This window comes from Paraburkholderia sp. EG287B (assembly GCF_040965595.1).
GTDB lineage: Bacteria > Pseudomonadota > Gammaproteobacteria > Burkholderiales > Burkholderiaceae > Paraburkholderia.
Map to the genome: position 1 here is coordinate 134,058 of NZ_JBFRCG010000017.1, position 24,429 is coordinate 158,486.

Below are 24,429 nucleotides of genomic sequence, written 5' to 3' on the forward strand. Positions count from 1 at the left end.
CAAGGGGTTTCGCTCATGCAAAACCGCGCGCGTTAACCGGCGCGGGCAATCAGCAATGCGTTCGTACGCTTGACGAAGCTGGCCGGATCTTCCAGCGCGCCGCCTTCCGCCAGCAACGCCTGATCGAACAGGAGATTGCACCAGTCGCCGAAGTCCGCGCTATCGGTGCGCAGCGCCTTCACAAGCGGATGCTCCGGGTTCACTTCGAGGATCGGCTGCATCTGCGGCGCCTGTTGTCCCGCCGCCTTCAGCATGCGCTGCAGGTAACCGCTCATGTCGCCTTCGTCGGCCACGAGGCACGAGGGCGAATCGGTCAGGCGGAACGTGAGGCGCACGTCCTTGGCCTTGTCCTTGAGCGCTTCCTTCATGTGCTCGACGAGCGGCTTGAGTTCTTCGCTCACCTTCTCCTGCTGCTGCTTTTCCTCGTCGTTGAGCGCGCCCAGGTCGAGGTCGCCGCGCGCCACGCTCGCGAGCGGCTTGCCGTCGAACTCGTTGAGGAACGACAGCATCCACTCGTCCACGCGGTCCGTGAGGAGCAGCACTTCCACGCCCTTCTTGCGGAACACTTCGAGGTGCGGGCTGTGGGTCGCGCCTTGCCACGTGTCGGCGGTGACGTAGTAGATCTTCGTCTGCTCGGGCTTCATGCGTGCAACGTAGTCGGCGAGCGTGACGGTCTGCTCGTTCGTGTCGTTGTGCGTGGACGCGAAGCGCGCGAGCTTCGCCACGCGCTCGCGGTTGGCGTGATCCTCGCCGATGCCTTCCTTGAGCACCTGGCCGAATTCGGCCCAGAACGTGGCGTACTTCGCCTTGTCCTCTTCGCTTGCTTCGGCGTCCGTCACAGCGTTGGCCATCTCTTCGAGCATCGACAGCACGCGCTTGGTCACGCCGTCGCGAATCGCCTTGACGTCGCGGCTTTCCTGAAGGATTTCGCGCGAGACGTTGAGCGGCAGATCGCTCGAATCGACCACGCCCTTCACGAAGCGCAGATAGTTCGGCAGCAGCTGCTCGGCGTCGTCCATGATGAACACGCGCTTCACGTAGAGCTTCAGACCGCTCTTGTGATCGCGGTTCCACAGGTCGAACGGCGCATGCGACGGCACGTAAAGGAGTTGCGTATATTCGCTGCGGCCTTCCACGCGGTTATGCGTCCACGCGAGCGGATTCTGATGGTCGTGCGCGAGGTGCTGATAGAACTGCTGATACTGTTCGTCGCTGATCTCGCTCTTCGAACGCGTCCACAGCGCGCTCGCCTGGTTGATGGTCTCGTACTCGTCCTTCGTGACCATCTCGCTCTTTTCGGCGTCCCATTCTTCCTTCTTCATCTCGATGGGCAGACCGACGTGATCCGAATACTTCTGGATGATCGACTTGATCTTCCATGCGGAAAGCAGCTCGTCCTCGCCTTCGCGCAGATGCAGCGTGATCGTCGTGCCGCGCTGCGCGCGCTCGATCGTCTCGACGGCGAACTCGCCCTCGCCCGCGCTCGTCCAGCGCACGCCTTCGGCGGCCGTCAGGCCCGCGCGGCGGCTTTCCACGGTGATCTTGTCCGCGACGATGAAGCCCGAATAGAAGCCCACGCCGAACTGGCCGATCAGCGCCGCGTCCTTCTGCTGGTCGCCCGAGAGCTTGCCGAAGAATTCCTTCGTGCCCGAGCGCGCGATCGTACCGAGGTGCGACACGGCTTCGTCGTGGCTCATGCCGATGCCGTTGTCGTCGATCGTGATGGTGCGCGCTTCCTTGTCGAAGCCCACGCGGATGCGCAGGTTCGGATCGTTCTCATAGAGAGCGCTGTTGGCGATTGCCTCGAAGCGCAGCTTGTCCGCCGCGTCCGATGCGTTCGAGATCAGCTCGCGCAGGAAGATTTCCTTGTTGCTGTACAGCGAATGGATCATGAGGTGCAGAAGTTGTTTCACTTCTGCCTGGAAGCTCATGGTTTCTTGTGCCATGGTCGAGAGTCCTCTTTCGTTGCAGTTCTAGTCTGACAAATTTGTGGCCGCGAGTTCGAGGCAATTCGCATCGCGGCGCGCCGCCCGCCCAGTTGGGGACAGACGGCGCCGGTTTCAAGAGCCGCCGACCGCGAATTCACGTTTGCGCGCCGCCGCCGCGCCGGGCCACGCCCTCGAGGTAGTCGGCGAGGAACGCGGGCAGCGCCGGGTCGCCGCAGTTGGCGATGTTGAAGCGCATCCACGTGGTGGGCGACTGGTGCGGCGAGAACAGGCTCCCCGGCGTGAGCAGAAAGCCCGCTTCGTGGCCCGCCGCGGTGAGCGCGTCCGCGTCGACGCCTGCGTCGGCCCACAGGAACATGCCGGCGCCCGGCGCCGCGAAGAGGCGCAAGCCGGCGCGCTCCAGCATGCGCGCGGCCTTGTCGCGCACGCCATCGAGCCTCCCGCGCAGGCGCTCCACGTGACGCCGGTAGTGGCCCTCCGTGAGCACGCGGTAGAGCACGCGCTCGTTGAGCTCCGGACTCGTCATGCCGACGAGCATTTTCTGGTCCGCCACCGCCTGGGTCACGTCGAGCGCACTCGCGATATAACCCACGCGCAGGTTCGGCGCGAGCGTCTTCGAAAAGCTGCCGAGGTAGATCACGCGGCGAAGCTGGTCGAGACTCGCGAGGCGCGTGGCCGGGTAGCCCGCCGGGCAGAGGTCGCCGTAGATATCGTCTTCGACGACGATGAAGTCGTACTGTTCGGCAAGCCGCAGAATGCGGAACGCCTGTGCGGCGGTCAGCGAGGTGCCCGTGGGATTTTGCAGCACCGAATTGATGACGAGCATTTTCGGCCGCCAGGTCTCGACCAGCGCTTCGAGCGCGTCGAGGTCCGGACCTTCGGGCGTGTACGGCATGCCGACGAGCCGCGCGCCCTGCGAGGCGAAGCGCCCGAACATCTGGAACCACGCGGGGTCGCCCACGATCACCGTGTCGCCGGGCTGCACGTAGATGCGCGCGAGCAGGTCGATCGCCTGGGTGATGCCCGACACGAGCACGATCTGCTCGGGCGTCGCGCCGATCTCGAGTTCCGCCATGCGCGTCTGGAGCTGCTGGCGCAGCGGCAGGAAGCCTTGCGGCGAGCCGAAGCCGAGCAGCTGCGTACCGCTCTGGCGGCCAAGCGAGCGCATCGCGCCGGTCAGCAGCTCGCCGTCCAGCCAGCGCGCGGGCAGATAGCCCAGACCCGGCCCTTTTTCCGGCCGCGTGGACGTGTGAAGCATGTTGCGCAGCAGCCAGACCACGTCGATGGTGGGCGGCGCGGGGGCGGCAACCGCGTCGGCGCGCGCCGGGACGCCCGCGGCCACCGGCTGGCGTTCGCCGCCCGTCACGAGTGCCAGGCGCTCGCGCACGTAAAAGCCGGAGCCGCGCCGCGAGTCGAGGTAGCCCTGCGCGACCAGACGCTCGTACGCCTCGACCACGGTGAAGCGCGACACGCCCTTGTCGAGCGCGAGCTTGCGAATGGACGGCATGCGCATGCCGGGGCGGAACACGCGCTCCTCGATGCGGCGGCGGCCCCACTGCACGAGCTGGTCGACGAGCGTGAGCGTAGCCGCGTCGTGCGGGGCGGGAATCTGGTCTAGCGGTACGGAGGACATGAGGACTCCCTGAACTCGAACTGTACAGAGCACTATCGGGCCGATTGTACCGTTACTGTCTGCAGCCATACCGGTACATTTGATCGCATGCGTACCGGTAAGGATGCGGTTGCGGCGTCGGCACACTGTTCAGGCGCGCACCCCTGCCCTCCTCGTTCCGGCCCCTGGAAACTTCTGGCTCCGATCGCCCGCCCATGAACGCCTCGCCGCTTCGCCTCGATCATCTCGTCGTTGCCGCGCGCACGCTGGAAGAAGGCGTGCAGTACGTGAGCGACGCGCTCGGCGTCGCGCCCTCGGGCGGCGGCGCTCACCCGCTCATGCGCACGCACAACCGTCTGCTCGGGCTGTGGGGTGGCGCGTATCTGGAGGTCATCGCGGTCGATCCGGCGGCGAAGAGTGGAACAAGCAGCGACGCGAACGCCCGCGCGCGCCTGTTCGCGCTCGATGACCCGGCCGTAGAGGCACGCCTCGAACAGGGGCCGTACCTCTCGCATTGGGTGGCACGCGTCGATCCGCCGAAGAGCCTCGCGCGCTGGCGCGAGCAGTATCCCCAGCGCATTCCCGCGCTCGTGCCGATGACGCGCGGCGACTTCTCGTGGCAGCTCACGGTGCCGGAGGACGGCGCCTTCCCGGCCTGGCAAGGCGCGGGCGACGGCATTCTGCCCTCGCTGATCCAGTGGGACACGGCGCATCATCCGTCGCTGGTGCTGGCCGACACCGGCATCGCGCTCACCTCGCTCACCGGCTTTCACCGCGCGGCGCAAGCGGCGCGCGAGCAGCTTCAGTGGCTCGGCGCGGCGCACCTGATCGCCGTGGAGGAAGCCCTCTCGCCCGCGCTCGTCGCGCAGTTCGAAACCCCGTCCGGTCCGCGCACGCTCGGCGCGCCGGCACGCTGATCCGTCGAGCGCAAAGTCCCGCATGAAAGCACGCGAAACCCAAGGCATGCTGCTCGGCCTCGTCGGCGTCATGATCTTCAGCCTGACGCTGCCGATGACGCGCATCGTCGTCGCCGAATTCCACCCGCTTCTGAACGGCCTCGGCCGCGCGCTCGCCGCCGCCGTGCCCGCCGCGCTGCTGCTCGCCATCCGCCGCGAGACATGGCCCACCTGGCCGCAGGTCAAGAGCCTCGCCGTGGTGTCGCTTGGCGTGATCGTCGCGTTTCCGGTGTTTTCCGCCTTTGCGATGAAGACCGTGCCGGCCTCGCACGGCGCCATCGTCAACGGCCTGCAGCCGCTCGCCGTGGCGATCTACGCCGCGTGGCTCTCGCACGAGCGGCCCTCGAAGGCGTTCTGGGCCAGCGCGCTGATCGGCAGCGCGCTCGTGGTCGCGTTCGCGCTCCAGGCGGGCGGCGGCTCGCTGCACGCGGGCGACGCGTGGATGCTCATCGCGGTGGGCATCGGTGCGCTCGGCTACGCCGAAGGCGCGCGCCTTGCGCGCCAGCTCGGCGGCTGGCAGGTGATCTGCTGGGCGCTCGTGCTCTCGGCGCCGTTCCTCGTGTTGCCGGTGGGCTGGCTCGCGTGGGCCCATCACGTGGCGCATCCGGGCCCCGTCGCACTCAAGACCTGGCTCGCCTTCGGCTACGTCACGCTGTTTTCGCAGTTCATCGGCTTTTTCGCGTGGTACGCGGGGCTCGCCATGGGCGGCACGGCACGCGTGGGCCAGGTGCAGCTGCTGCAGATTTTCTTCACGATGGCGTTCTCGGCGCTCTTTTTCGGCGAGCAGGTCGCGCCCTCGGCATGGCTCTACGCCGCCGCGGTGATCGCCACGGTCGTGCTGGGCCGCCGCGCGGCGATCCGCACGGCCCCCGCGCCAGCACGCGCATGAGCCGGTTTCGCGTCATAATTCAAGGTTTTTGGCGGCACGCGATCGCGCCCCATGCCGCCACTGAATCCGTCACTCGCCTCACCCCAACAAGGAGACCCCATGGACCAGAGCGATCTCAAGGCCGCGCCCGCGTGGCAACTGTCCGAGCGTGCAATCAAGCTGACCAGCTCGGCGATTCGCGAAATCCTGAAGGTCACCGAGCGTCCCGAAGTCATTTCGTTCGCGGGCGGCCTGCCCGCGCCGGCCAGCTTCCCGGCCGAGGAAATGCGCGCCGCGGCCGACCGCATCCTGCGCGACGACCCCTCGGGCGCCCTCCAGTACAGCGCGACCGAAGGCTATATGCCGCTGCGCGAATGGATTGCCGCGCGCCACTCGGTGGGCGGCGTGACAGTGCGTCCCTCGCAGGTGCTCATCACCACGGGTTCGCAGCAGGCGCTCGACCTGATCGGCAAGGTGCTGGTCTGCCCCAATAGCCCGGTGCTCGTCGAAACGCCCACCTACCTCGGCGCGCTGCAATCGTTCTCGCTTTACGAGCCGAAGTACGTCCAGGTCCCGACCGACGAGAAGGGCCTCGTGCCCGAAGGCCTGACGCCCGAGCTCACGGCCGGCGCGCGCCTGCTCTACGCGATCCCGAACTTCCAGAACCCCACGGGCCGCCGCCTGCCGCTCGAGCGCCGCCAGGCGCTCGCGGAATTCGCGAAGCACTCGCCCTTCCCCGTGATCGAAGACGACCCCTACGGCGCGCTGCTCTACGCGGGCGAGCCGCTGCCGACGGTGCACTCGCTCGCGCCCGAGCATGTCGTGCATCTGGGCTCGTTCTCGAAGATCCTGGCCCCGGGCCTGCGCGTGGGCTACATCATTGCGCCCGAAGACCTGCACTTCAAGCTCGTGCAGGCCAAGCAGGCCACCGACCTGCACACGCCGAGCTTCACGCAGCGCATCGTCTACGAGGTGGTGAAGGACGGCTTCCTCGACACGCACATCCCGAAGGTGCGCGCGCTCTATCGCGACCAGTGCGAGGCGATGCTCGACTCGCTCAAGCGCAACATGCCCGAAGGCGTGAGCTGGAACCGCCCCGAAGGCGGCATGTTCATCTGGGTGACGCTGCCCTCGAACATCGACAGCATGAAGCTGCTGGCCGAAGCCGTCGCGCAGAACGTGGCCTTCGTGCCCGGCGCGCCGTTCTTCGCCGACGAGCCGCAACACAACAAGCTGCGCCTGTCGTTCGTCACGGTGCCGCCCGCGAAGATCGAAGAAGGCGTCGCGAAGCTCGCGGCCCTGATCCGCGCGCACGCCTGACACAAGCCCGGCGAATGCCTGGCGTCACGCCAGGCTTTTTCCGACTCAACACCCGAACGAGGAATCCTGACCATGGCTGACATCAACATTTACGACCGTCTCGAACAGCTCGGCATCACCCTGCCCCAGGCAGGCGCGCCCGCCGCGGCCTACGTGATGAGCGCCCAGAGCGGCAACACGGTGTACCTGTCGGGTCACATTGCCAAGAAGGACGGCAAGGTGTGGGCCGGCAAGCTGGGCGAGTCGCTCACGACCGAAGAAGGCAAGGCCGCCGCGCGCTCGATCGCGATCGACCTGCTCGCCACGCTGCACGCCCACACGGGCGACCTCAACAAGGTCAAGCGCGTGGTCAAGCTGATGAGCCTCGTGAATTCGACGCTCACCTTCACCGAGCAGCACGTCGTCACGAACGGCGCTTCGGAGCTGATCGCCGACGTGTTCGGCGAGAAGGGCAAGCACGCGCGCTCGGCCTTCGGCGTCGCGCAGATTCCGCTTGGCGCATGCGTCGAGATCGAGCTGATCGCCGAAGTCGAGTAAGCCGCATCGGCGACCTTTGGTAACGTGCGCGGACCGGCATCGAGGTCCGCGCGCGGCCCCGCATTTTCTGTTGTGCGTTCGCGCAACCTGGCGCGCCGCTTGCGCCGCTCTCCCCCTTCCACGATCGTCCCGCCATGACCCAGCCCAGCGTCCGCTTCAAACAGGTCGACGTCTTCACGTCGGTACCCTTCAAGGGCAACCCGCTCGCCGTGGTGTTCGACGCCGACGGCTTGAGCGGCGACGAGATGCAGGCCATCGCGCGCTGGACCAATCTTTCGGAAACCAGCTTCCTGCTCGCCCCCGCCGACGCGCGCGCCGACTATCGCGTGCGCATCTTCACGACCAAGGGCGAACTGCCGTTCGCGGGCCATCCGACGCTCGGCACGGCGCACGCGTTTCTCGAAAGCGGCCGCGCGCCGAAGACGCCCGGCCGCCTCGTGCAGGAATGCGGCGCGGGTCTCATCGATCTGGCCGCCGCGGAGAACGGCGCATGGGCCTTCGCCGCGCCGCCCGCGCGCGTGACGCCGCTCGCCGCCGCACAGTTCGACGCATTGCGCACGGCGCTGCGCTCGGAAGCCATCGACTTCTCAGCGGCGCCCTGCGGCGTCGACAACGGCGCGCCCTGGCTCGTCGTGCGCCTCGCGTCGGCGCAAGCGGTGCTCGCGCTCGACGTCGACTACGAAGCGATCGAAGCCGTTGCCGCGAGCGTGGGTACACATGGCGTGGCCGCCTACGGCCCGCACGAGGCCGATGGTCCCGCAACCTTCGAAGTGCGCTGCCTCATGACCGGGCTCGGCAAGGGCGAAGACCCCGTCACCGGCAGCGCGAACGCCGCCATCGCCATGCTGCTCGAACAGCAGAACCGGCGTCCGGGCACACGCTATACGGTGCGTCAAGGCACGGCGCTCGGCCGCGACGGGCGCGTGCGCGTCGACTATGACGATGCGGCGAAAAAGATCTGGATTGGCGGCCACTCGGTGACAGTCGTCGACGGGACCTGCCGGCTCGGCTAAGCGCCCGCAGCAGCACCGCCGCTTCATGCAAGGTGCATCGACCACGATGCACCGCCTCGCAGCTATGCACCGCACATGGGCATTGCACGCGCGTTGAGGCGACCCTCGCGTATACCCGGGGGACCACAGCTTCCTTAATCATTCCCCAACCAGTAATATCGAAATATCGGACGCACGACGCGTCCGGCGTGCATTGCGCGCGCGCAATGCACGTATTCCCCCAGCCATCCGCTATTCATGCCGCCGACTCAACCGAGCGCATCCTTGCCGTTCCGGCCGCCGCATCCGCGGTGTGAGCTCCCGCGCCTACGGCGGCCGCGATGAGCACCACGCGGGGTCCGTTCTCGCGCGATTCGAGCCTGCGCAACGCGCCTGGCCCGGCCTACACGCGTCCGCGCGCGCTGCTCGCCATTCCGCTGCTCGGCGTGCTGGTGCTCGTGCTGCTGTGGGCGGTCATCTTCACGCGTCTGTCGGTCGAGAAGGAAGCGACCATGCGCGAGGCCACGGCCTCGGCGGCGATCCTCTCGGCGGCGCTCGAACAGCACACCGTCAAGGCGATCCACCAGGTCGACCAGATCACGCGCTTCGTGAAGTACGAGTTCGAAAAGTCGCCGGGCCGCTTCGATCTCGGCAGCACGGTCGAGAAGGGTGTGGTGCAGAGCGACTCGCTCGTGCAGGTGTCGATCATCGACGAGCACGGCACGCTCGTCGCCAACACGGCCGACCCGAATCCCAAGCCCATCGACCTCTCGGACCGCGAGCACTTCAAGGTGCACGAGCACGAGAACGACGACCAGCTCTATATCAGCAAGCCGGTGCTCGGCCGCGTGTCCGGCCACTGGACCCTGCAGATGACGCGCCGCCTCAATCATCCGGACGGCTCGTTCGCGGGCGTCGTCGTGGTTTCTGAGGACCCGAGCTACTTCACGAGCGACTTCTACAACAACGCCGCGATCGGCCGCGACGGCGTGATCGCCGTGATCTCGGACAGCGGCGCCGTGCTCGCGCGCCGCACGGGCAGCGCCGAGCGCGCGAACGGCACGTTCTCCGCGAGCGGCGTGTATCCCATTTCCGAGCATGTGTCGGGCACCTACGCCGACCCGATCGATCACGTCACGCGCATCGTCTCGTACCGCCATATCGATGGCTATCCGCTCGCCGTGCTGGTCGGTCTCTCGCAGGCCGAGGAATTCGCCGACTACAACCACACGCGCGACGTCTACCTGATGATGGCGACGTTCATCTCGCTCGCCATGCTCTCGTTCTTCGCCGTCGCCACGGGACTGATCGGCAAGCTGCTCGGGCGCGAGCGCGAGATGTCGCAGCTCGTGCAGTACGACCTCCTCACGGGCCTGCCCAACCGCTACGCGACGCTGCAGCGTCTGCGCCATGAAGTCTCGCAGCCGGGCAACCTCGGGCGGCTCGCCATCCTCTTCATCGACCTCGACAACTTCAAGACGGTCAACGACACGCTCGGCCACAACGCCGGCGACATCGTGTTGCAGATGAGCGCCGCGCGCCTCGCCGACGCCGTGGGCGGCGCGGGCACGCTCGCGCGCATCGGCGGCGACGAGTTCGTCGTGATCGTGAAGGGCGACGACATCGAAAAACGCGCCATCGCGCTCGCCGAAGCCACCAACGCCGCGTTCACGCATCCGTTCGACGTGCGCGGCAGCGCCTTCGTACTGCACGCGAGCACGGGCATCGCGCTCTTCGCGGTCGCGCACGAAAGCGAAATCGATCTGCTCAAGAAGGCCGATCTCGCGATGTACGCCGCGAAGGAGGCCGGACGCAACTGCTTTCGCTTCTACTCGCCGCAGCTCGCCCACCGCGCCGACCACCTGATGAAGTGGGAGCAGCAGTTGCGCGTGGCGCTCGCCGAGGACCAGCTCTTTCTCGCCTATCAGCCGAAGATCGATCTGCGCCGGCGCTGCATCACGGGCTTCGAGGCGCTCGTGCGCTGGAACCATCCGCAATACGGGCTGATTCCCGCGGGCGAATTCATTCCCGTGGCCGAATCCACGGGCCTCATCGTGCCGGTAGGCGACTTCGTGATCCGCACCGCGTGCGCGCAGCTCGCGCAGTGGCAGCAGCAGGGCTACGAGTCGCTCACGCTCGCCATCAACATCTCGGCGGTGCAGTTCTGGCGCGGCGACCTGTACGAGACCGTGGCGCGCGCCATCGAGGAAACCGGCATTGCCGCGCACCGGCTCGAACTCGAGATCACCGAAACCGCGATGATGGAGTACCCGGAGCTGGTATCGGAGAAGATCTTCGCGCTCAAGCGCCTTGGCGTGCGCGTCGCGCTCGACGACTTCGGCACCGGTTATTCGTCGCTGTCCTACCTGAACCGCTTCGCCGTCGACACGCTCAAGGTCGACCGCTCGTTCGTGCAGGCCATCCCTGCCGACCGCAGCGTGTGCGTGATGGTCTCGGCGATCGTCAATCTCGCGCGCTCGCTCGGGCTCACGGTAGTCGTCGAGGGCACCGAAACCGAAGAGCAGATCGCGTGGCTCTCCGCGCTCGGCCCGATCGAGGCGCAGGGCTTCCTGTTCTCGCGCCCGGTGCCCGTGGAAGGCGTGGCCGCGCTGATCGAGCGCTTCGGCGTGTGCAGCACGACGCAGCCGGCGGGCACGCAAGCCGCACGCGAAGATCGCCGCAACGAGCGCCTGAGCGACGCGCCGCAATCGCGCTGACGCCTCGCTATCGCGCGAGTTGCGCATTAGCCACGCGTTTTCCAGTGAGTTGCGCGAACCGCGTGCCTTCGCGCACAGACCCGCACGGACTTTCGCACGCATGATGCAGCCATGCAAACCCGCACCGACGAAGCGATCGCGGCGCCAATCCGCGACCACCACGAACCGCTTCTCACGCTCTTTCGCGTCGTGCTGACCGTCTCCGCGGTCTCATGGGGCGGCCTCGCGCTCATGGCGCAACTCGAGCAGCACTACGTCGAGCGCGAAGCGCGTCTCACGCAAACCGCGTTCTCGGATCTGGTCGCACTCGCCTGGATGGTGCCGGGGCCGGTGGGCTGCAACGTCGCGGTGCAACTCGGCCATGCGCTGCGCGGACGCGCGGGCGCCTGGGTCGCGGGCGTGGCGAGCGTGCTGCCCTTCTTCGCGCTGATGACGCTGTTCGCCATTTTCTACCGCACGCCGCTCGTGCATGCGGTCGCCTCGCGCACGCTGCTCGACCATTTCAGCGTGGTGCTCGCGATGCTGATCGGCGTGACCTGGTATCGGCAAACGCGTGCGCTCGTGCGCGGCCCGCTCGAATGGGGCGTGGCGCTCGCGGCCTGCGCCGCTCTCGCGCTCGCGGCGAGCGGCGCGGCCTACGTGGCGATTCTGCTCGTTGCGTTTGCCGCGGGCTGGCTCGCGAGCCCGGTGCGTTCGCAGCGACTCGAGTTGCGCGTGACGCGGCGCGACGTGCAGTTGCTCGCCGCGCTGGCCGCATTGATCGTCGTGTTCGCGCTGCCGCTGCCGCATGCGCTCGACTCTGCGCTGCTCTGGCCGCGTCTCGCGGGTGCGGGCATGACGCTGTTCGGCGGCGGCTTTTCGGCGCTGCCCGTGTTGAAAACGCTGTTCGTCACGCCCGCGGTCGGCATCACCAACGACGACTTCACGCTGGCGTTCACGCTCTCGCCGCTTTCGCCGGGGCCGCTCCTGAACGTGGTGCCCTTCTTCGGCTATCTCGTCGATGGCTGGGTGGGCGCGCTCGTCGCCACGCTCGCGCTGTTCGTGCCGTCGGGCTGCCTCGTCGTGCTCGCGCGGCGGCACCTTCACCGCATGAAGGCGAACCCGCGCTTCGAGCACGCCATGCGCGTGCTGCGCGCCGCGACCACCGCGTTCCTCGCGATCGCCGTCTGGCACATCGCGCGGCACGTGCCGCTGCACCTGTCTTATCTGCTGACGGCCGTCTTCTCGGCGATGTGCTTCGGCAAGCTCAAGCTCCCCGCCTACGCGGTCTACGCGACGGTAGGACTCGCGTGCGGGGCTTGGCTGCTGCTGGCCTGAAGCGCGCGTTCACGCACGGATCAGCGCGCTGACGTAAAACCGCCGAAGAACGCGCGCGCGTTGTCTTCGAGGCTGTCGAGGTGATAGCCGCCTTCCTGCACGATCACCGAAGGCAGACCGAGCGCACCGATCGCCGTGCCGAGCCGGCCGAAACCTTCGGTCGTTACGGCGACTTTCGACTGCGGATCGTCCTTGTAGATGTCGAAGCCGAGCGCCAGCACGAGCGCGTCCGGCTCGAAGCGCCTGAGCACGCGCAGCGCCGCTTCCACGCGCTCGAAGAAGTCGGCTTCCGATGCGCCATGCGGCATCGGCAGATTGACGTTGTAGCCCTCGCCCGCACCGTTGCCGCGCTCGTCCTCGTAGCCCGCCACCACGGGATAGAAGTTGGTCGGATCGCCGTGGATCGAGATGTAGAGCACGTCGCTGCGGCCGTAGAAAATCTCCTGGACGCCCTGGCCGTGGTGCATGTCGGTGTCGAGGATCGCCACGCGCGCGAAGCGGCTGCGCAGCGACTGCGCCGCGATGGCCGCGTTGTTGAGATAGCAGAAACCGCCTGCCGCGTCCGCGCGCGCATGATGGCCGGGCGGACGCGAGAGCGCGTACGACTCGCGCGCGCCTTCGTTCACGCACGCGGCGGCCGCCAGCGCGCTTTGCGCCGACCAGTAGGCCGCGCGCCAGGTGTTCGCACCGATGGGGCAACTGCCGTCCGCGAGATAGCGCGCCGCCTGCGCGAGCACGCCGCGCAGCGGATTCGGCTCGCGCACGTAGATGTTCGACATCACCTCTTCGCCCCAATCTTCGGGCACACGCTTCCATTCGGTGTGCGCTTCCTCGAGAAAGCGCAGATAGTTCATCTCGTGCACGGCGGCGATGGGCGCGGTGCCGAAGTCGGCGGGCGCCTGCACGTCGAAGCCGAGCGAGCGCGCCGCGGCAACCAGATGCCCGGCGCGCTGCGGCACTTCCTGCGCCTCACGCAACTGGCCGCGCGAGAAATAGGCGCGCGGATGGTGCAGCAGCTGATCGGGGTGAAACCAGGTCTTCATGTTCAGTTCTCCTTCTATTTCTTTTGCGCGTCGGCGGCAACAATCAGGCGCACGCCTGCGCGCGCCGCGACGGCATTGAGCAGCACGTTCGCGCCGGCGGTGACGTCTTCCGGCAAGGCGTCCTCGGCTTCGTTGTGCGAGAGGCCGTCCACGCAGGGAATGAACACCATCGCGGTCGGGCAGTAGCGCGCGAGGTGGATCGCGTCGTGGCCCGCACCGCTCACGATACGCTCGTGCGGATAACCGCAGCGCGCCGTTGCCTGCGCGACCAGCTCGACGCACTGCGCGTCGAACGGCGTGGCGGGGCTCGTCCAGCAATGCGCGATCTGCACGCCGAGGCCGCGCTGTGCGGCCACGTCCGCGCATAGCTTGCGCAAGTCGCGCTCCATCGCGTCGAGTTGCGCATCGTCGGGATGGCGCAGATCGACGGTGAACGTCAGGTTCGCCGCGATCGTGTTGCGCGACGCGTTCGCGATCTGCGCCTGGCCGATCGTCACCAGACCGAGCGGTGCGTAGCGCGCCATGGTGCGTTCGATCTCGAGCGACATCTGCGCCGCGCCGAACCACGCATCCTTGCGGTAGCGCATTGGCGTCGTGCCCGCGTGCGCGGCCACGCCCGTTACGTTCACGTCGAACCAGCGGATCGCCTGGCCGCCCGTCACGATGCCGATGGTCGTCTTGTTCGCCTCCAGAATCGGGCCCTGCTCGATATGGGCTTCGAAGTACGCGTCGACGGCCACGCCCTGCACGGCACGCGTGCCGCGCGCGCCACAGGCGTCGAGCGCGGCGCCGAACGTCACGCCGTCGGCGTCCGTGCGCGCGAGTGCGTCCGCCAGCGTCATCGCGCCCGCGAACACCGCCGAGCCCAGCATCGCCGGCGTGAAGCGCGCGCCCTCCTCGTTGGTCCACGAGCAAATCTCGATGGGTTTCACGGTGCGTGCGCCCGCGTCGTTGAGCGCGCGCACGACTTCGAGCGCCGCGAGCACGCCGTAGACGCCGTCGAAGCGGCCGCCTTCGGGCTGCGTGTCGAGGTGGCTGCCCATCAGCACCGGCGCCGCCTGCGCATCGTCGCCTTCGCGGCGCGCGAACAGGTTGCCCACTTCGTCGGTCCACACCGTCACGCCCGCCTCGCGGCACCAGCGCGCGAACAGCTCGCGCCCGCGCCGGTCTTCTTCGGTGAGCGCAAGGCGGCGCACGCCGCCGCCCGCCGTCGCGCCGATGCGCGCCATCTCCATGAGGCTCGCCCACAGGCGCGGGCCGTCGATCTGCAAAAGGTCTTTCATCGGTCCATCCATTTCAGTCGAACTATTCGAACACCTGAACAACATCAGCGCGTGCTCAGCGCCTCGGCGGGCGCCTCGTCAAGCGCATGCTGGTGGCGGCGCGCGTCGAGCGCGACGATGCACAGCAGCGAGACGCCCGCGAGGCACGTATAGAACACGGCGAGCGGCCACCACTGCCCCACATAGCGGTGCGCGAGCCACGTGCCGACGAGCGGCGTGAGGCCGCCCGCGATCGCGCCGCACACCTGGTAGGAGAGCGAAATCGCGGAGTAGCGCACGCGCGTGGGGAACACGCCGGAAACGAAGCCTGCGATCACCGAATAGAAACTCGCCATGCAGACCACGGCGATCGCGATGCCGATCACCATCGGCACGACCTTGCCGGTTTGCACGAGCACGAACATCGGATACGGCGAGAGCATCGCCGCGAGCGCCGCGCACTTGAGGAAGCGCGCGCCGCCCATGCGTTCGGCGAGCCACGCGGCGAGCGGCTGCACGAGGAACTGGATGATCGCGACCGCGAACAGGCAGTCGAGAATCAGCGAGCGCGTGATGCCGACGTACTGCGTGGTGTAGGCGATCATGAACGTGTTGGTGAAGTACACGCCCGCAATGCCGATGGTATTCGCGCCGATGCACAGCAGCACGAGGCCCCACGCCGAGCGGAACACTTCGGCGACGGGCAGCTTGAGCGTGCGGCGCTGGTCCTTGAGCTTCTCGAACTCGGGCGACTCGTTCACGCCGAGCCGGATCATGATGCCGACCACGAGCAGCACCGCCGAAACGAGGAACGGCAGACGCCAGCCCCACGAGAGAAAGTCGGCCTTGTCGAGCGACGTGACCGAGCGGAACGCGAGCAGCGAAAGAATCAGGCCGGCCGGCGAGCCCAGTTGCGCGAACGAGGCGAAGAACGTGCGGCGGCCTTCGGGCGCATGCTCGCCCGCCATCAGCACCGCGCCGCCCCACTCGCCGCCCACGGCGATGCCCTGCACCACGCGCAGCAGCACGAGCAGCACCGGCGCGAGCATTCCCACGCTCGCGTACGACGGCAGCAGGCCGACGCAAACGGTCGCGACGCCCATCATCATCAGCGTGGTCATGAGCGCCTTCTTGCGGCCGATGCGGTCGCCGAGATGGCCGAAGATCAGGCCGCCGAGCGGACGCGCGAAGAACCCGACGGCGAAGGTCGCGAACGACGCCATCGTGCTCACGAAGCGGTCTTCAGAAGGGAAATACAGCTCGCCGAACACGAGCGCGGCGGCCGTGGCGTAGATGTAGAAGTCGTACCACTCGATCATCGTGCCGATGAACGCCGCGGCGGCGGCGCGCACCGGTTGCCGGGTGCTGGGTTGTGGGTTGGCCATGCGTTGGTCTCCTTCAGGCTTCAGGCGCGTTTGGGATGCGTTTGTGTTGCATGCACGCTTTATCGCCAGCCACAAATCATTAGTCAAATTTCGCGTTATTATTCTTTGCATAAATTTAACTAATACCCTTGGCGCATCCGTGCGCCGGAAGACCGTCCATGCGCGCCGACTCCACCCGCTTTCTCAACGACCGTCTCGACTGGAACCTGCTGCGCACCTACCTCGCGATCATGCAGGAACGCAGCCTGAGCCGCGCCGCCGCGCGCCTGTACGTCACGCAGCCGGCCGTGAGCCAGGCGCTCAAGCGCCTCGAAGACGCGCTCGGCCGCAAGCTCATCGAGCGCCGCGGCGCGCAGTTCGTGCCGACCGAGGCGGGCGAAGAGGTCTATCGCATCGCAAGCGACATCTACGGCACGATTTCCCAGCTCGAAACCGGGCTCGACGAGCGCACCGCCGACATCACCGGCTCGATCCGCCTGCTCACGGTGAGCCGCATCGAGTCGCGCGTGTACGACGAATTTCTCGCGGAATTCCACACGGCCTACCCGCGCATCGATCTTCAGATCGAGGTGATGCGCTCGTCGGACATCATCTCGTCGCTGCTGCAGAAAACAGCGACCGCGGGCCTGAGCCTGTGCCGCACCCCCATTGACAAGCTGGACATGCGCTGCTTTCTGCGCCAGCGCTACGCGATGTTCTGCGGCCGGCATCACCGGCTCTTCGGGCTCTCGCAGCTGACGATGGACGACCTGCTCGCCGAGAACTTCGTCTCCTTCACGAGCGACCAGATTGGCGACAGCCTGTCGCCGCTCACCGTGTTTCGCGACCAGCGCGGCTTCACGGGGCGGATCGTGGCGTCGTCACCGAGTCTCGACGAAGTGCGGAGGCTAATCTTTGCGGGCTACGGCATTGGCTGCCTGCCCGAGCATACGGTGCGGGACGATCTGGCGCGGCAGCGCCTGTGGCGGCTGCCGCCGGAGGAAGGGCTCGTGGACGTCGATATCCACTTGCTGTGGCATCGCGAACGCAAGCGCAATGCGGCCGAAGAAGCGTTCTTCGACGCGATGGAGCGCTGCATGCAGCGTCATGCGCTCGCGGAGCGCCTGTAGTGCGTCAAGCGCAGACCGCGAACGTTGCAGGAGAAACGATTAGAACCCGCGCGCGAGCACGGCAACGCCGATCGTCACGATCCCGAGCACGAGATTGATGACGACGAGCCGGCGCACGGTGCCCACGGCGCGCGCGCCGTCGGGCCACTTCTGCGCCTGCACGGCGCGGCGGATGCGCGGAAACACGGCGAAGCGGATGTGGCCGAAGATCAGCATCATCAGCACGCCCAGGCCCGCCATGGCATGCAGCTGCCACGTGGCATGTTCGCCGCCGAATTGCATGAGCAGAAAGCCGCCGGTCAGCAGGATCACGATGACCGAGACGCCCACCCAGTTGAAGAAGCGGCCGAACACCGATTCGATGAGCGGCAGGCGCAGCTGGGGCGAGAGGTCCTCGAGCGCCGGGCGCAGACAGAAGTGCGCGAAGACCATGCCGCCCACCCAGACGGCGACGCCCAGCAGATGCAGAAAGAGCGCGACTGCGATCGCGTGGCCCATGCTTGATTTCCCTCGTAACGTGTCATTATCGGCGGCATGACGGGAGTGAGTGCAATGCACTCCCGTCCCATGCCTTTGCGCGGCATTATTCCATGCCGCGCCGCAATTCGCGCCGGATATGTGTCGGCCGGAGTTAGCGTTTTAGCGCTTACTCCGGTCCCACGCAGAACGCTCCCGCCCCATGCAGAGCCCCGCTGTTTTACTGCGGCAACACCGGACGCATGCCCGTCACGACCTTGAGCTTCGAGTCAGGCGCGCGGCCCTTGCGTGCGCGCTTGCCGATCTGGGGCGACAGCACCGCGCCCGCCATCAGGTCCTCAGCCGCCTTGCCGCCGCGGCCCGTGCCCACGAGCACGACGCCCGCCGCGCTGATCGCCAGCGCCTGCACGAGCTTCTCGTTGTCGTCGAGCTGCATGAGCGTGACACCACGCCCGCCGCCCGAGAGCGTCTTCATCTCGTCGAGGCCGAACACCAGCAAACGGCCGCTCGACGACAGACACGCCACCTGCAGCGCATTGGGCAGCATCGGCATCGGCGCGAGCGGCACGCAGCCCTCGTCGATCGTCATGAACGCCTTGCCCGCCTTCACGCGGCTCACCATGTCGCCGATCTTCGCGATGAAGCCGAAGCCGTTGCTCGACGCCAGCAGCAATGGCTGTTCCGCGTTCGCCGCGAAGTAATGCAGCAGATGCGTGCCCGCTTCGAGTTCGATGAGCGACGTGACCGGCACGCCGTCACCGCGGCCGCCGGGCAGATTCGCAATCGACACCGAATAGACGCGGCCGTTGCTGCCCCACGCGATGAGCGTGTCGGGCGTGCGGCACTGGAACGCCGCGTAGAGGCCATCGCCGGCCTTGAACGTGAAGCCTTGCGTATCGAGCCCGTGGCCCTTGAGCGCACGCACCCAGCCCTTCTGCGAGACGACCACCGTGACCGGCTCGTCCACCACGCGCGCTTCGAAGCTCGCCCGCTTTTCCTGCTGAATGAGCGTGCGGCGATCGTCGCCGTACTGCTTCGCGTCGGATTCGATTTCCTTCACGATGAGGCGCTTCATCGACGCATCGTTCGCGAGCAGTTCTTCGAGCTTCGCCTTCTCTTCGCGCAGTTCCGCGAGTTCCTTCTCGATCTTGATCTTCTCGAGCCGCGCCAACTGACGCAGACGGATTTCGAGAATGTCCTCGGCCTGGCGCTCGGAAAGCCCGAATGCGCTCATCAGCGCGCTCTTGGGCTCGTCCGACTCGCGGATGATGCGGATCACCTCGTCGATATTGAGGAAGACGATCATCCGCCCTTCGAGGATATGGATGCGGTCGTCGACCTTCGTCAGGCGATGCTGCGTGCGGCGCGTGACCGTAGCGAAGCGGAAGCCAATCCACTCGCCGAGAATCTCGCTGATGCCCTTCTGGCGCGGACGGCCATCGGCGCCGATCATCACGAGATTCAGCGACGCGTTCGATTCGAGACTCGTGTTCGCGAGCAGCGAATTCACGAACTCTGCCTGGTCGATGCGGCTCGTCTTCGGCTCGAACACGAGGCGCACGGGCGCGTCCTTGCCCGACTCGTCGCGCACGGCGTCGAGCAGCGCGAGCATGGTCTGCTTGCTCTGCAACTGCTCGGGCGTGAGCGTCTTCTTGCCGAGCTTGAGCTTCGGGTTCGTCAGTTCCTCGATCTCTTCGAGCACCTTCTGGCCCGACGTGTTCGGCGGCAGCTCGGTCACCACGAGTTGCCACTGGCCGCGCGCGAGGTCCTCGATCTTCCAGCGCGCGCGCACCTTGAGGCTGCCGCGGCCCGACTCGTATGCCGCCGCAATTTCCGCGTCGCTCGAAATGATCTGGCCGCCGCCCGGGAAATCGGGCCCCGGCAGTTTCTCCATGATCTCCGCATGCGAAAGCTTCGGGTTGCGAATCATCGCCACCGCCGCCGACGCCACTTCGCGCAGGTTATGCGACGGAATTTCGGTGGCGAGACCCACCGCGATGCCCGACGCGCCGTTGAGCAGCAGCATGGGCAGACGCGCGGGCAGCGTCTTCGGCTCCTGGAACGAGCCGTCGTAGTTCGGCATGAAATCGACGGTGCCCATGTCGATTTCGTCGAGCAGCAGCTTGGCGATAGGCGTCAGGCGCGCTTCGGTGTAGCGCATGGCCGCCGCGCCGTCGCCGTCGCGCGAGCCGAAATTGCCCTGGCCGTCGATGAGCGGGTAGCGCATCGAGAAGTCCTGGGCGAGACGCACGAGCGCGTCGTAGGCCGACTGGTCGCCGTGCGGGTGGTACTTGCCGAGCACGTCGCCCACCACGCGCGCCGACTTCACGGGCTTGGCGTTGTCGCCCAGGCCCATTTCGTTCATCGCGAAGAGAATGCGCCGCTGCACCGGCTTCTGGCCGTCGCAGACATCGGGCAGCGCGCGGCCCTTTACCACGCTCACCGCGTAGTCGAGGTAGGCGCGTTCCGCGTAGTGGCCGAGCGTGAGCGTGTCGCCGTTCGGGGCGTCCGTCACTTCAGCAAAGAGATCGTCCATGTTTCAATCAGTCCGTAATCGTGTGTGCGCCTGCTCGTATCAGATATCCGCTTCGACTTCGTTGCCCTTCTCTTCGAGCCACGAACGGCGCGAGGCCGCTTCGCCCTTGCCCATGAGCATCGTCATGCGCGCGACCGTGGACTCGTAGTCGAGGTCGCCAAGCGCGATGGGCGAGAGGCGCCGCGTGTCGGGGTTCATCGTCGTGTCCCAGAGCTGCTCGGCGCTCATTTCGCCCAGACCCTTGAAGCGGCTGATGGTCCATTGCGTGTCGCGCACGCCGTCCTTGCGCAGCTTGTCGAGGATCGCCTCGAGTTCGCCTTCGTCGAGCGCATAGAGCTTCTGCGCGGGCTTCTTGCCGCGCGCGGGCGCATCGACGCGGAACAGCGGCGGGCGCGCCACGCACACGTGGCCACGCTCGATGAGCTGCGGGAAATGCTTGAAGAAGAGCGTGAGCAGCAGCACCTGGATGTGCGAGCCGTCGACGTCGGCGTCGGACAGAATGCAGATCTTGCCGTAGCGCAGATTCGACAGATCGACCGTCTCGTCGGGGCTGTGCGGATCGACGCCGATCGCCACCGAAATGTCGTGCACCTCGTTGTTCGCAAAGAGCCGGTCGCGCTCGGTCTCCCACGTGTTGAGCACCTTGCCGCGCAGCGGCAGGATGGCCTGGTACTCCTTGTCGCGCCCCATCTTGGCAGAGCCGCCGGCCGAGTCGCCCTCCACGAGGAAGAGTTCGTTGCGCGCGATATCGGTCGATTCGCAGTCGGTGAGCTTGCCAGGCAGCACGGCCACGCCCGAGCTCTTGCGCTTCTCGACCTTCTGGCCCGCGCGCGTGCGCGCCTGCGCCTGCTTGATGACGAGATCGGCGAGCTTCTTGCCGTGCTCGACGTGCTGGTTGAGCCACAGCTCCAATGCCGGACGCGAGAACGACGAAACGAGCTTGACGGCGTCGCGGCTGTTCAGGCGCTCCTTGATCTGCCCCTGGAACTGCGGGTCGAGCACCTTGGCCGAGAGCACGAACGAGACGCGCGCAAAGACGTCTTCGGGCAGCAGCTTCACGCCTTTCGGCTGAAGATTGTGCAGTTCGACGAAGCTCTTTACGGCCTGGAACAGACCGTCGCGCAGGCCGCTTTCGTGCGTGCCGCCCGCGGGCGTCGGGATCAGGTTCACGTACGACTCGCGCGTGAGCGAGCCTTCCTCGCTCCACGCCACGACCCAGGCGGCGCCCTCGCCTTCGGCGAAGGTGTCGTCGGTGGTGCGCGCGTCGGCGTAGCGCTCGCCTTCGAACAGCGGGATCAGCAGGTCGGCGCCGCCCATGCCTTCGAGCAGATAGCCGCGCAGGCCGTCTTCATACTTCCAGCTCTGGCGCTCGCCGGTCTTCTCGATGACGAGTTCGACCTCGACGCCCGGCAGCAGCACGGCCTTCGAGCGCAGCAGACGCTGCAGTTCGCCGAGCGGCAGATTGGGCGAGTCGAAATACTTCGGATCGGCCCACGCGGTCACGCGCGTGCCGCTCTTCTTGTCGTCGCGCGCGGCGTTGCGCGTGGTGAGCTGCCTCGTGACGTTGCCGTCCGAGAAGCCGATTTCGGCGACCTTGCCGTCGCGCCAGACGGTCACGTCGAGGCGCGTGGAAAGCGCATTGGTGACCGAAACGCCCACGCCGTGCAGGCCGCCCGAGAACGTATAAGCGCCGCCGGCGGCCTTGTCGAACTTGCCGCCCGCGTGCAGGCGGGTGAAGACGATCTCGACGACGGGCACCTTCTCGTCGGGGTGCAGGCCGAACGGAATGCCGCGGCCGTCGTCCTCGACGGAGACGGAATGGTCGGCGTGCAGCGTCACGGTGATGCGACGGCCGTAGCCGCCGAGCGCTTCGTCCGAGGCGTTGTCGATGACTTCCTGGATGATGTGCAGCGGATTCTCGGTGCGCGTATACATGCCCGGCCGCTGCCGGACGGGCTCGAGGCCCTTGAGCACCTTGATCGACGCTTCGCTATAGCCAGTGTTTCCAGCGTTGGACTTCTTCGTTGACATGGTGATCCACAGGGGGTTGTCCGCGCGCTTGTCCACAGGTCCTGTGGACATCTGCGGGGAAAACGCGTTGAGCGTTCAAAAAAACCGATACGAAACAACGGGGTGAACCGGCTGCGCGCCGCGGTGGCAGGTGCGCTCGCGGCGGCGCGGTGGTTCGCGCAGTTGTTCGAATTCGCGAGGTATTGTACTGATTTGGGCTCGCACGGCAATTTGCTTGGGGGTTGGCTGGCTGAACGGATGAGTACGGCCCGGCCGCCTTAAAAAAAAGCGGCCTTCATCAGGCCGCTTTCTCTCGCATCACTTGCGCTTGCTCTCGAGCTCTTCCCACCGCTCCAGCGCGACGAGCAACTCCTCGTCGATCGCCGCATAGCGCTCGGTGAGCCGCGTGCCTTCGGCCGCGTCCTTCGCGAAGATCGACCCGTCCTCGATCTTCGCGCCGATCGTCTTCTGCTCCGTCTCCAGCGCCTCGATGCGCTTGGGCAGTTCCTCCAGCTCGCGCTGCTCCTTGAACGAAAGCTTCACAGTGCGCTGCGCATTGCGGCCCGCCGCGCTCTCCTTGGGAGCGGCAGCCGCAGGCGCCGCTTCTTTCGGCGCGCGCGCCTCGGCAATCTCTTGCGCACGCGTACTCTGCGTCTGCCAGTCCGTGAAGCCGCCCACGTATTCGCGCCAGCGCCCTTCGCCCTCGGACGCGATCACCGAAGTCACCACGTTGTCGAGGAACGCGCGGTCGTGCGAGACGAGCAGCACGGTGCCGTCGTAGTCGGTGAGCAACTCTTCGAGCAGTTCGAGCGTCGGGATGTCGAGGTCGTTGGTCGGTTCGTCGAGCACCAGCACGTTCGCGGGCCGCGCGAACAGACGCGCGAGCAGCAGGCGGTTACGCTCGCCGCCCGAAAGCGACTTCACGGGCGAACGCGCCCGCTCGGGCGCGAACAGGAAGTCGCCGAGATAGCTCATCACGTGCTTCTTCGCGCCGTTGATCTCGACCCAGTCGCTGCCGGGGCTGATGGTATCGGCGAGGCTCTTTTCCATGTCGAGCTGCGCGCGCATCTGGTCGAAGTACGCGACCTGCAGGTTCGTGCCCACGCGCACCGTGCCTTCGTCGGGCTTCAGCTCGCCGAGAATCAGCTTCAGCAGCGTGGTCTTGCCCGCGCCGTTCGGACCGACGAAACCGATCTTGTCGCCGCGCATGACCGTCGACGAGAAGTTGTCGACGATCGTGCGGCCGCCATAGCGCTTGGTCACGTCCGTGAGTTCGGCGACGATCTTGCCGGACTTCTCGCCCTGCGCGACGTCGAGCTTCACGTTGCCCTGGACGTTGCGGCGCTCGGCGCGGTCGTTGCGCATCTGCACGAGGCGCGCGATGCGCCCCACGCTGCGCGTGCGCCGCGCTTCCACGCCCTTGCGGATCCACACTTCTTCCTGCGCGAGCAGCTTGTCGAACTTCTCGTTCTCCACGCGCTCGACTTCGAGCTGCTGCGCCTTGCGCTCCTGATACTGCGAGAAGTTGCCCGGATACGAGAGCAGCTTGCCGCGATCGAGTTCGACGATGCGTGTGGCCACGCGGTCGAGAAACGCGCGGTCGTGGGTGATGAAGAGCAGGCTCGAACGCTGCGCCACGAGCAGTTCTTCCAGCCAGCGGATGCCGTCGAAGTCGAGGTGGTTGGTCGGTTCGTCGAGCAGCAGGATATCGGGCTGCACGACGAGCGCGCGCGCAAGCGCCACGCGCTTTTGCATGCCGCCCGAGAGCGCGCCCACGCGGGCGTCGCCTTCGAGGCCGATCTGCGCGAGCGTCGTGGAAACGCGCGTGCGCCAGCTCCATGCGTCGGCGTGATCGAGCGACGATTGCAGCGTGTTCATGCGCGCGAGCAGCGCGTCGTGTTCGGCACCTTCGGGCGTGTCCGCGAGCTGGTGCGCGACCGTGTCGTATTCGTCGAGCAGCGCGCGCACGTCGGCAAGTCCCGAGGCGACGGTGTCGAACACCGTGGCGTCGGCGTCGAAGTCGGGCTCCTGCGGCACGTAGACGGTCGAAAGCTCCTGCTGGCGCGTGACGAGGCCGTCGTCGGGCCTGGCGAGGTCGGCGACGATCGTGAGCAGCGACGACTTGCCCGCGCCGTTGCGGCCGATCAGCCCGACGCGCTCGCCGGCTTCGAGCGAAAAGTCCGCATGGTCGAGCAGCGCGACGTGGCCGAACGCCAGTTGCGCGCCTGTGATGGTGTAAAGCGACATGGATGGAAAGCGATGCGTGCGGTGGACCTGAAGGGGGCATTGTACCGGGCCGCGGAGGTCGGGCCGCGGAGGTCGGGCCGCGGAGGTCGGGCCGC

General features: G+C 66.9%; 17 protein-coding genes. 8 read left to right on the plus strand and 9 right to left on the minus strand.

What is annotated here, in order from left to right; translation table 11 throughout:
• Positions 1-32: 32 nt before the first annotated feature.
• Positions 33-1,946: a molecular chaperone HtpG gene (gene htpG / locus AB4Y40_RS29800; RefSeq protein ID WP_368690894.1), complete on the minus strand. Its 1,914-nt coding sequence runs from the start codon at positions 1,944-1,946 to the stop codon at positions 33-35.
• Between the two features lie 136 nt (positions 1,947-2,082).
• Entirely contained in the window at positions 2,083-3,579 is a 1,497-nt protein-coding gene (locus tag AB4Y40_RS29805; RefSeq protein ID WP_368690895.1) for a PLP-dependent aminotransferase family protein, read from the minus strand.
• Positions 3,580-3,773: 194 nt separating this feature from the next.
• Here AB4Y40_RS29805 and AB4Y40_RS29810 point away from each other — a divergent pair, with 194 nt between their 5' ends.
• The 7 genes from AB4Y40_RS29810 (at position 3,774) to AB4Y40_RS29840 (ending at position 12,265) form a co-directional block, all read left to right on the plus strand.
• Complete coding sequence (locus AB4Y40_RS29810; protein ID WP_368690896.1) at positions 3,774-4,475, plus strand: VOC family protein; 702 nt, start codon at positions 3,774-3,776, stop codon at positions 4,473-4,475.
• Between the two features lie 22 nt (positions 4,476-4,497).
• Positions 4,498-5,403: a DMT family transporter gene (locus tag AB4Y40_RS29815; protein ID WP_368690897.1), complete on the plus strand. Its 906-nt coding sequence runs from the start codon at positions 4,498-4,500 to the stop codon at positions 5,401-5,403.
• Between the two features lie 99 nt (positions 5,404-5,502).
• Positions 5,503-6,702 carry a PLP-dependent aminotransferase family protein gene (locus AB4Y40_RS29820; RefSeq protein WP_069265376.1) on the plus strand — a complete coding sequence of 400 codons (1,200 nt, stop codon included), beginning with the start codon at positions 5,503-5,505 and terminating at the stop codon, positions 6,700-6,702.
• A 72-nt stretch (positions 6,703-6,774) separates the two neighbouring features.
• On the plus strand, positions 6,775-7,239 hold the full coding sequence (locus tag AB4Y40_RS29825) for a RidA family protein (protein ID WP_069265377.1): 465 nt from the start codon (positions 6,775-6,777) through the stop codon (positions 7,237-7,239).
• 134 nt (positions 7,240-7,373) lie between these two features.
• Entirely contained in the window at positions 7,374-8,252 is an 879-nt protein-coding gene (locus tag AB4Y40_RS29830) for a PhzF family phenazine biosynthesis protein (protein WP_368690898.1), read from the plus strand.
• A gap of 320 nt (positions 8,253-8,572) precedes the next feature.
• Complete coding sequence (locus AB4Y40_RS29835; protein WP_368690899.1) at positions 8,573-10,948, plus strand: EAL domain-containing protein; 2,376 nt, start codon at positions 8,573-8,575, stop codon at positions 10,946-10,948.
• A gap of 111 nt (positions 10,949-11,059) precedes the next feature.
• Positions 11,060-12,265, plus strand: coding sequence for a chromate transporter (locus AB4Y40_RS29840; RefSeq protein WP_368690900.1), 1,206 nt, complete (start codon positions 11,060-11,062; stop codon positions 12,263-12,265).
• Between the two features lie 20 nt (positions 12,266-12,285).
• Here AB4Y40_RS29840 and AB4Y40_RS29845 read toward each other — a convergent pair whose 3' ends face one another.
• From AB4Y40_RS29845 to AB4Y40_RS29855, 3 genes are read right to left on the minus strand one after another with little or no spacing between them, the layout of a single operon-like run.
• Positions 12,286-13,308 carry a histone deacetylase family protein gene (locus AB4Y40_RS29845; RefSeq protein ID WP_368690901.1) on the minus strand — a complete coding sequence of 341 codons (1,023 nt, stop codon included), beginning with the start codon at positions 13,306-13,308 and terminating at the stop codon, positions 12,286-12,288.
• Between the two features lie 14 nt (positions 13,309-13,322).
• Positions 13,323-14,591, minus strand: coding sequence for a Zn-dependent hydrolase (locus tag AB4Y40_RS29850; protein WP_368690902.1), 1,269 nt, complete (start codon positions 14,589-14,591; stop codon positions 13,323-13,325).
• A 44-nt stretch (positions 14,592-14,635) separates the two neighbouring features.
• A complete protein-coding gene (locus AB4Y40_RS29855; RefSeq protein WP_368690903.1) occupies positions 14,636-15,955 on the minus strand; it encodes an MFS transporter in 1,320 nt (439 codons plus the stop codon).
• 158 nt (positions 15,956-16,113) lie between these two features.
• On the opposite strand from AB4Y40_RS29855, the gene AB4Y40_RS29860 reads away from it, so the two are divergent.
• Complete coding sequence (locus tag AB4Y40_RS29860; RefSeq protein ID WP_368690904.1) at positions 16,114-17,064, plus strand: LysR family transcriptional regulator; 951 nt, start codon at positions 16,114-16,116, stop codon at positions 17,062-17,064.
• 39 nt (positions 17,065-17,103) lie between these two features.
• Here AB4Y40_RS29860 and AB4Y40_RS29865 read toward each other — a convergent pair whose 3' ends face one another.
• The 4 genes from AB4Y40_RS29865 to AB4Y40_RS29880 form a co-directional block, all read right to left on the minus strand.
• On the minus strand, positions 17,104-17,562 hold the full coding sequence (locus tag AB4Y40_RS29865) for a CopD family protein (RefSeq protein ID WP_368690905.1): 459 nt from the start codon (positions 17,560-17,562) through the stop codon (positions 17,104-17,106).
• 199 nt (positions 17,563-17,761) lie between these two features.
• On the minus strand, positions 17,762-20,077 hold the full coding sequence (gene parC / locus AB4Y40_RS29870; RefSeq protein WP_368690906.1) for a DNA topoisomerase IV subunit A: 2,316 nt from the start codon (positions 20,075-20,077) through the stop codon (positions 17,762-17,764).
• A gap of 39 nt (positions 20,078-20,116) precedes the next feature.
• Entirely contained in the window at positions 20,117-22,108 is a 1,992-nt protein-coding gene (locus AB4Y40_RS29875; RefSeq protein ID WP_368690907.1) for a DNA topoisomerase IV subunit B, read from the minus strand.
• Positions 22,109-22,405: 297 nt separating this feature from the next.
• The gene (locus AB4Y40_RS29880; protein ID WP_368690908.1) at positions 22,406-24,334 is read right to left on the minus strand and encodes an ATP-binding cassette domain-containing protein; all 1,929 of its coding nucleotides are present in this window, start codon (positions 24,332-24,334) and stop codon (positions 22,406-22,408) included.
• Between the last annotated feature and the right edge of the window lie 95 nt (positions 24,335-24,429).

Coding starts and splice junctions, on each gene's coding strand:
- htpG (WP_368690894.1), bottom strand. CDS start 1,946: ATGGCACAAGAAACCATGAGCTTCCAGGCAGAAGTGAAACAACTTCTG.
- AB4Y40_RS29805 (WP_368690895.1), bottom strand. CDS start 3,579: ATGTCCTCCGTACCGCTAGACCAGATTCCCGCCCCGCACGACGCGGCT.
- AB4Y40_RS29810 (WP_368690896.1), top strand. CDS start 3,774: ATGAACGCCTCGCCGCTTCGCCTCGATCATCTCGTCGTTGCCGCGCGC.
- AB4Y40_RS29815 (WP_368690897.1), top strand. CDS start 4,498: ATGAAAGCACGCGAAACCCAAGGCATGCTGCTCGGCCTCGTCGGCGTC.
- AB4Y40_RS29820 (WP_069265376.1), top strand. CDS start 5,503: ATGGACCAGAGCGATCTCAAGGCCGCGCCCGCGTGGCAACTGTCCGAG.
- AB4Y40_RS29825 (WP_069265377.1), top strand. CDS start 6,775: ATGGCTGACATCAACATTTACGACCGTCTCGAACAGCTCGGCATCACC.
- AB4Y40_RS29830 (WP_368690898.1), top strand. CDS start 7,374: ATGACCCAGCCCAGCGTCCGCTTCAAACAGGTCGACGTCTTCACGTCG.
- AB4Y40_RS29835 (WP_368690899.1), top strand. CDS start 8,573: ATGAGCACCACGCGGGGTCCGTTCTCGCGCGATTCGAGCCTGCGCAAC.
- AB4Y40_RS29840 (WP_368690900.1), top strand. CDS start 11,060: ATGCAAACCCGCACCGACGAAGCGATCGCGGCGCCAATCCGCGACCAC.
- AB4Y40_RS29845 (WP_368690901.1), bottom strand. CDS start 13,308: ATGAAGACCTGGTTTCACCCCGATCAGCTGCTGCACCATCCGCGCGCC.
- AB4Y40_RS29850 (WP_368690902.1), bottom strand. CDS start 14,591: ATGAAAGACCTTTTGCAGATCGACGGCCCGCGCCTGTGGGCGAGCCTC.
- AB4Y40_RS29855 (WP_368690903.1), bottom strand. CDS start 15,955: ATGGCCAACCCACAACCCAGCACCCGGCAACCGGTGCGCGCCGCCGCC.
- AB4Y40_RS29860 (WP_368690904.1), top strand. CDS start 16,114: ATGCGCGCCGACTCCACCCGCTTTCTCAACGACCGTCTCGACTGGAAC.
- AB4Y40_RS29865 (WP_368690905.1), bottom strand. CDS start 17,562: ATGGGCCACGCGATCGCAGTCGCGCTCTTTCTGCATCTGCTGGGCGTC.
- parC (WP_368690906.1), bottom strand. CDS start 20,077: ATGGACGATCTCTTTGCTGAAGTGACGGACGCCCCGAACGGCGACACG.
- AB4Y40_RS29875 (WP_368690907.1), bottom strand. CDS start 22,108: ATGTCAACGAAGAAGTCCAACGCTGGAAACACTGGCTATAGCGAAGCG.
- AB4Y40_RS29880 (WP_368690908.1), bottom strand. CDS start 24,334: ATGTCGCTTTACACCATCACAGGCGCGCAACTGGCGTTCGGCCACGTC.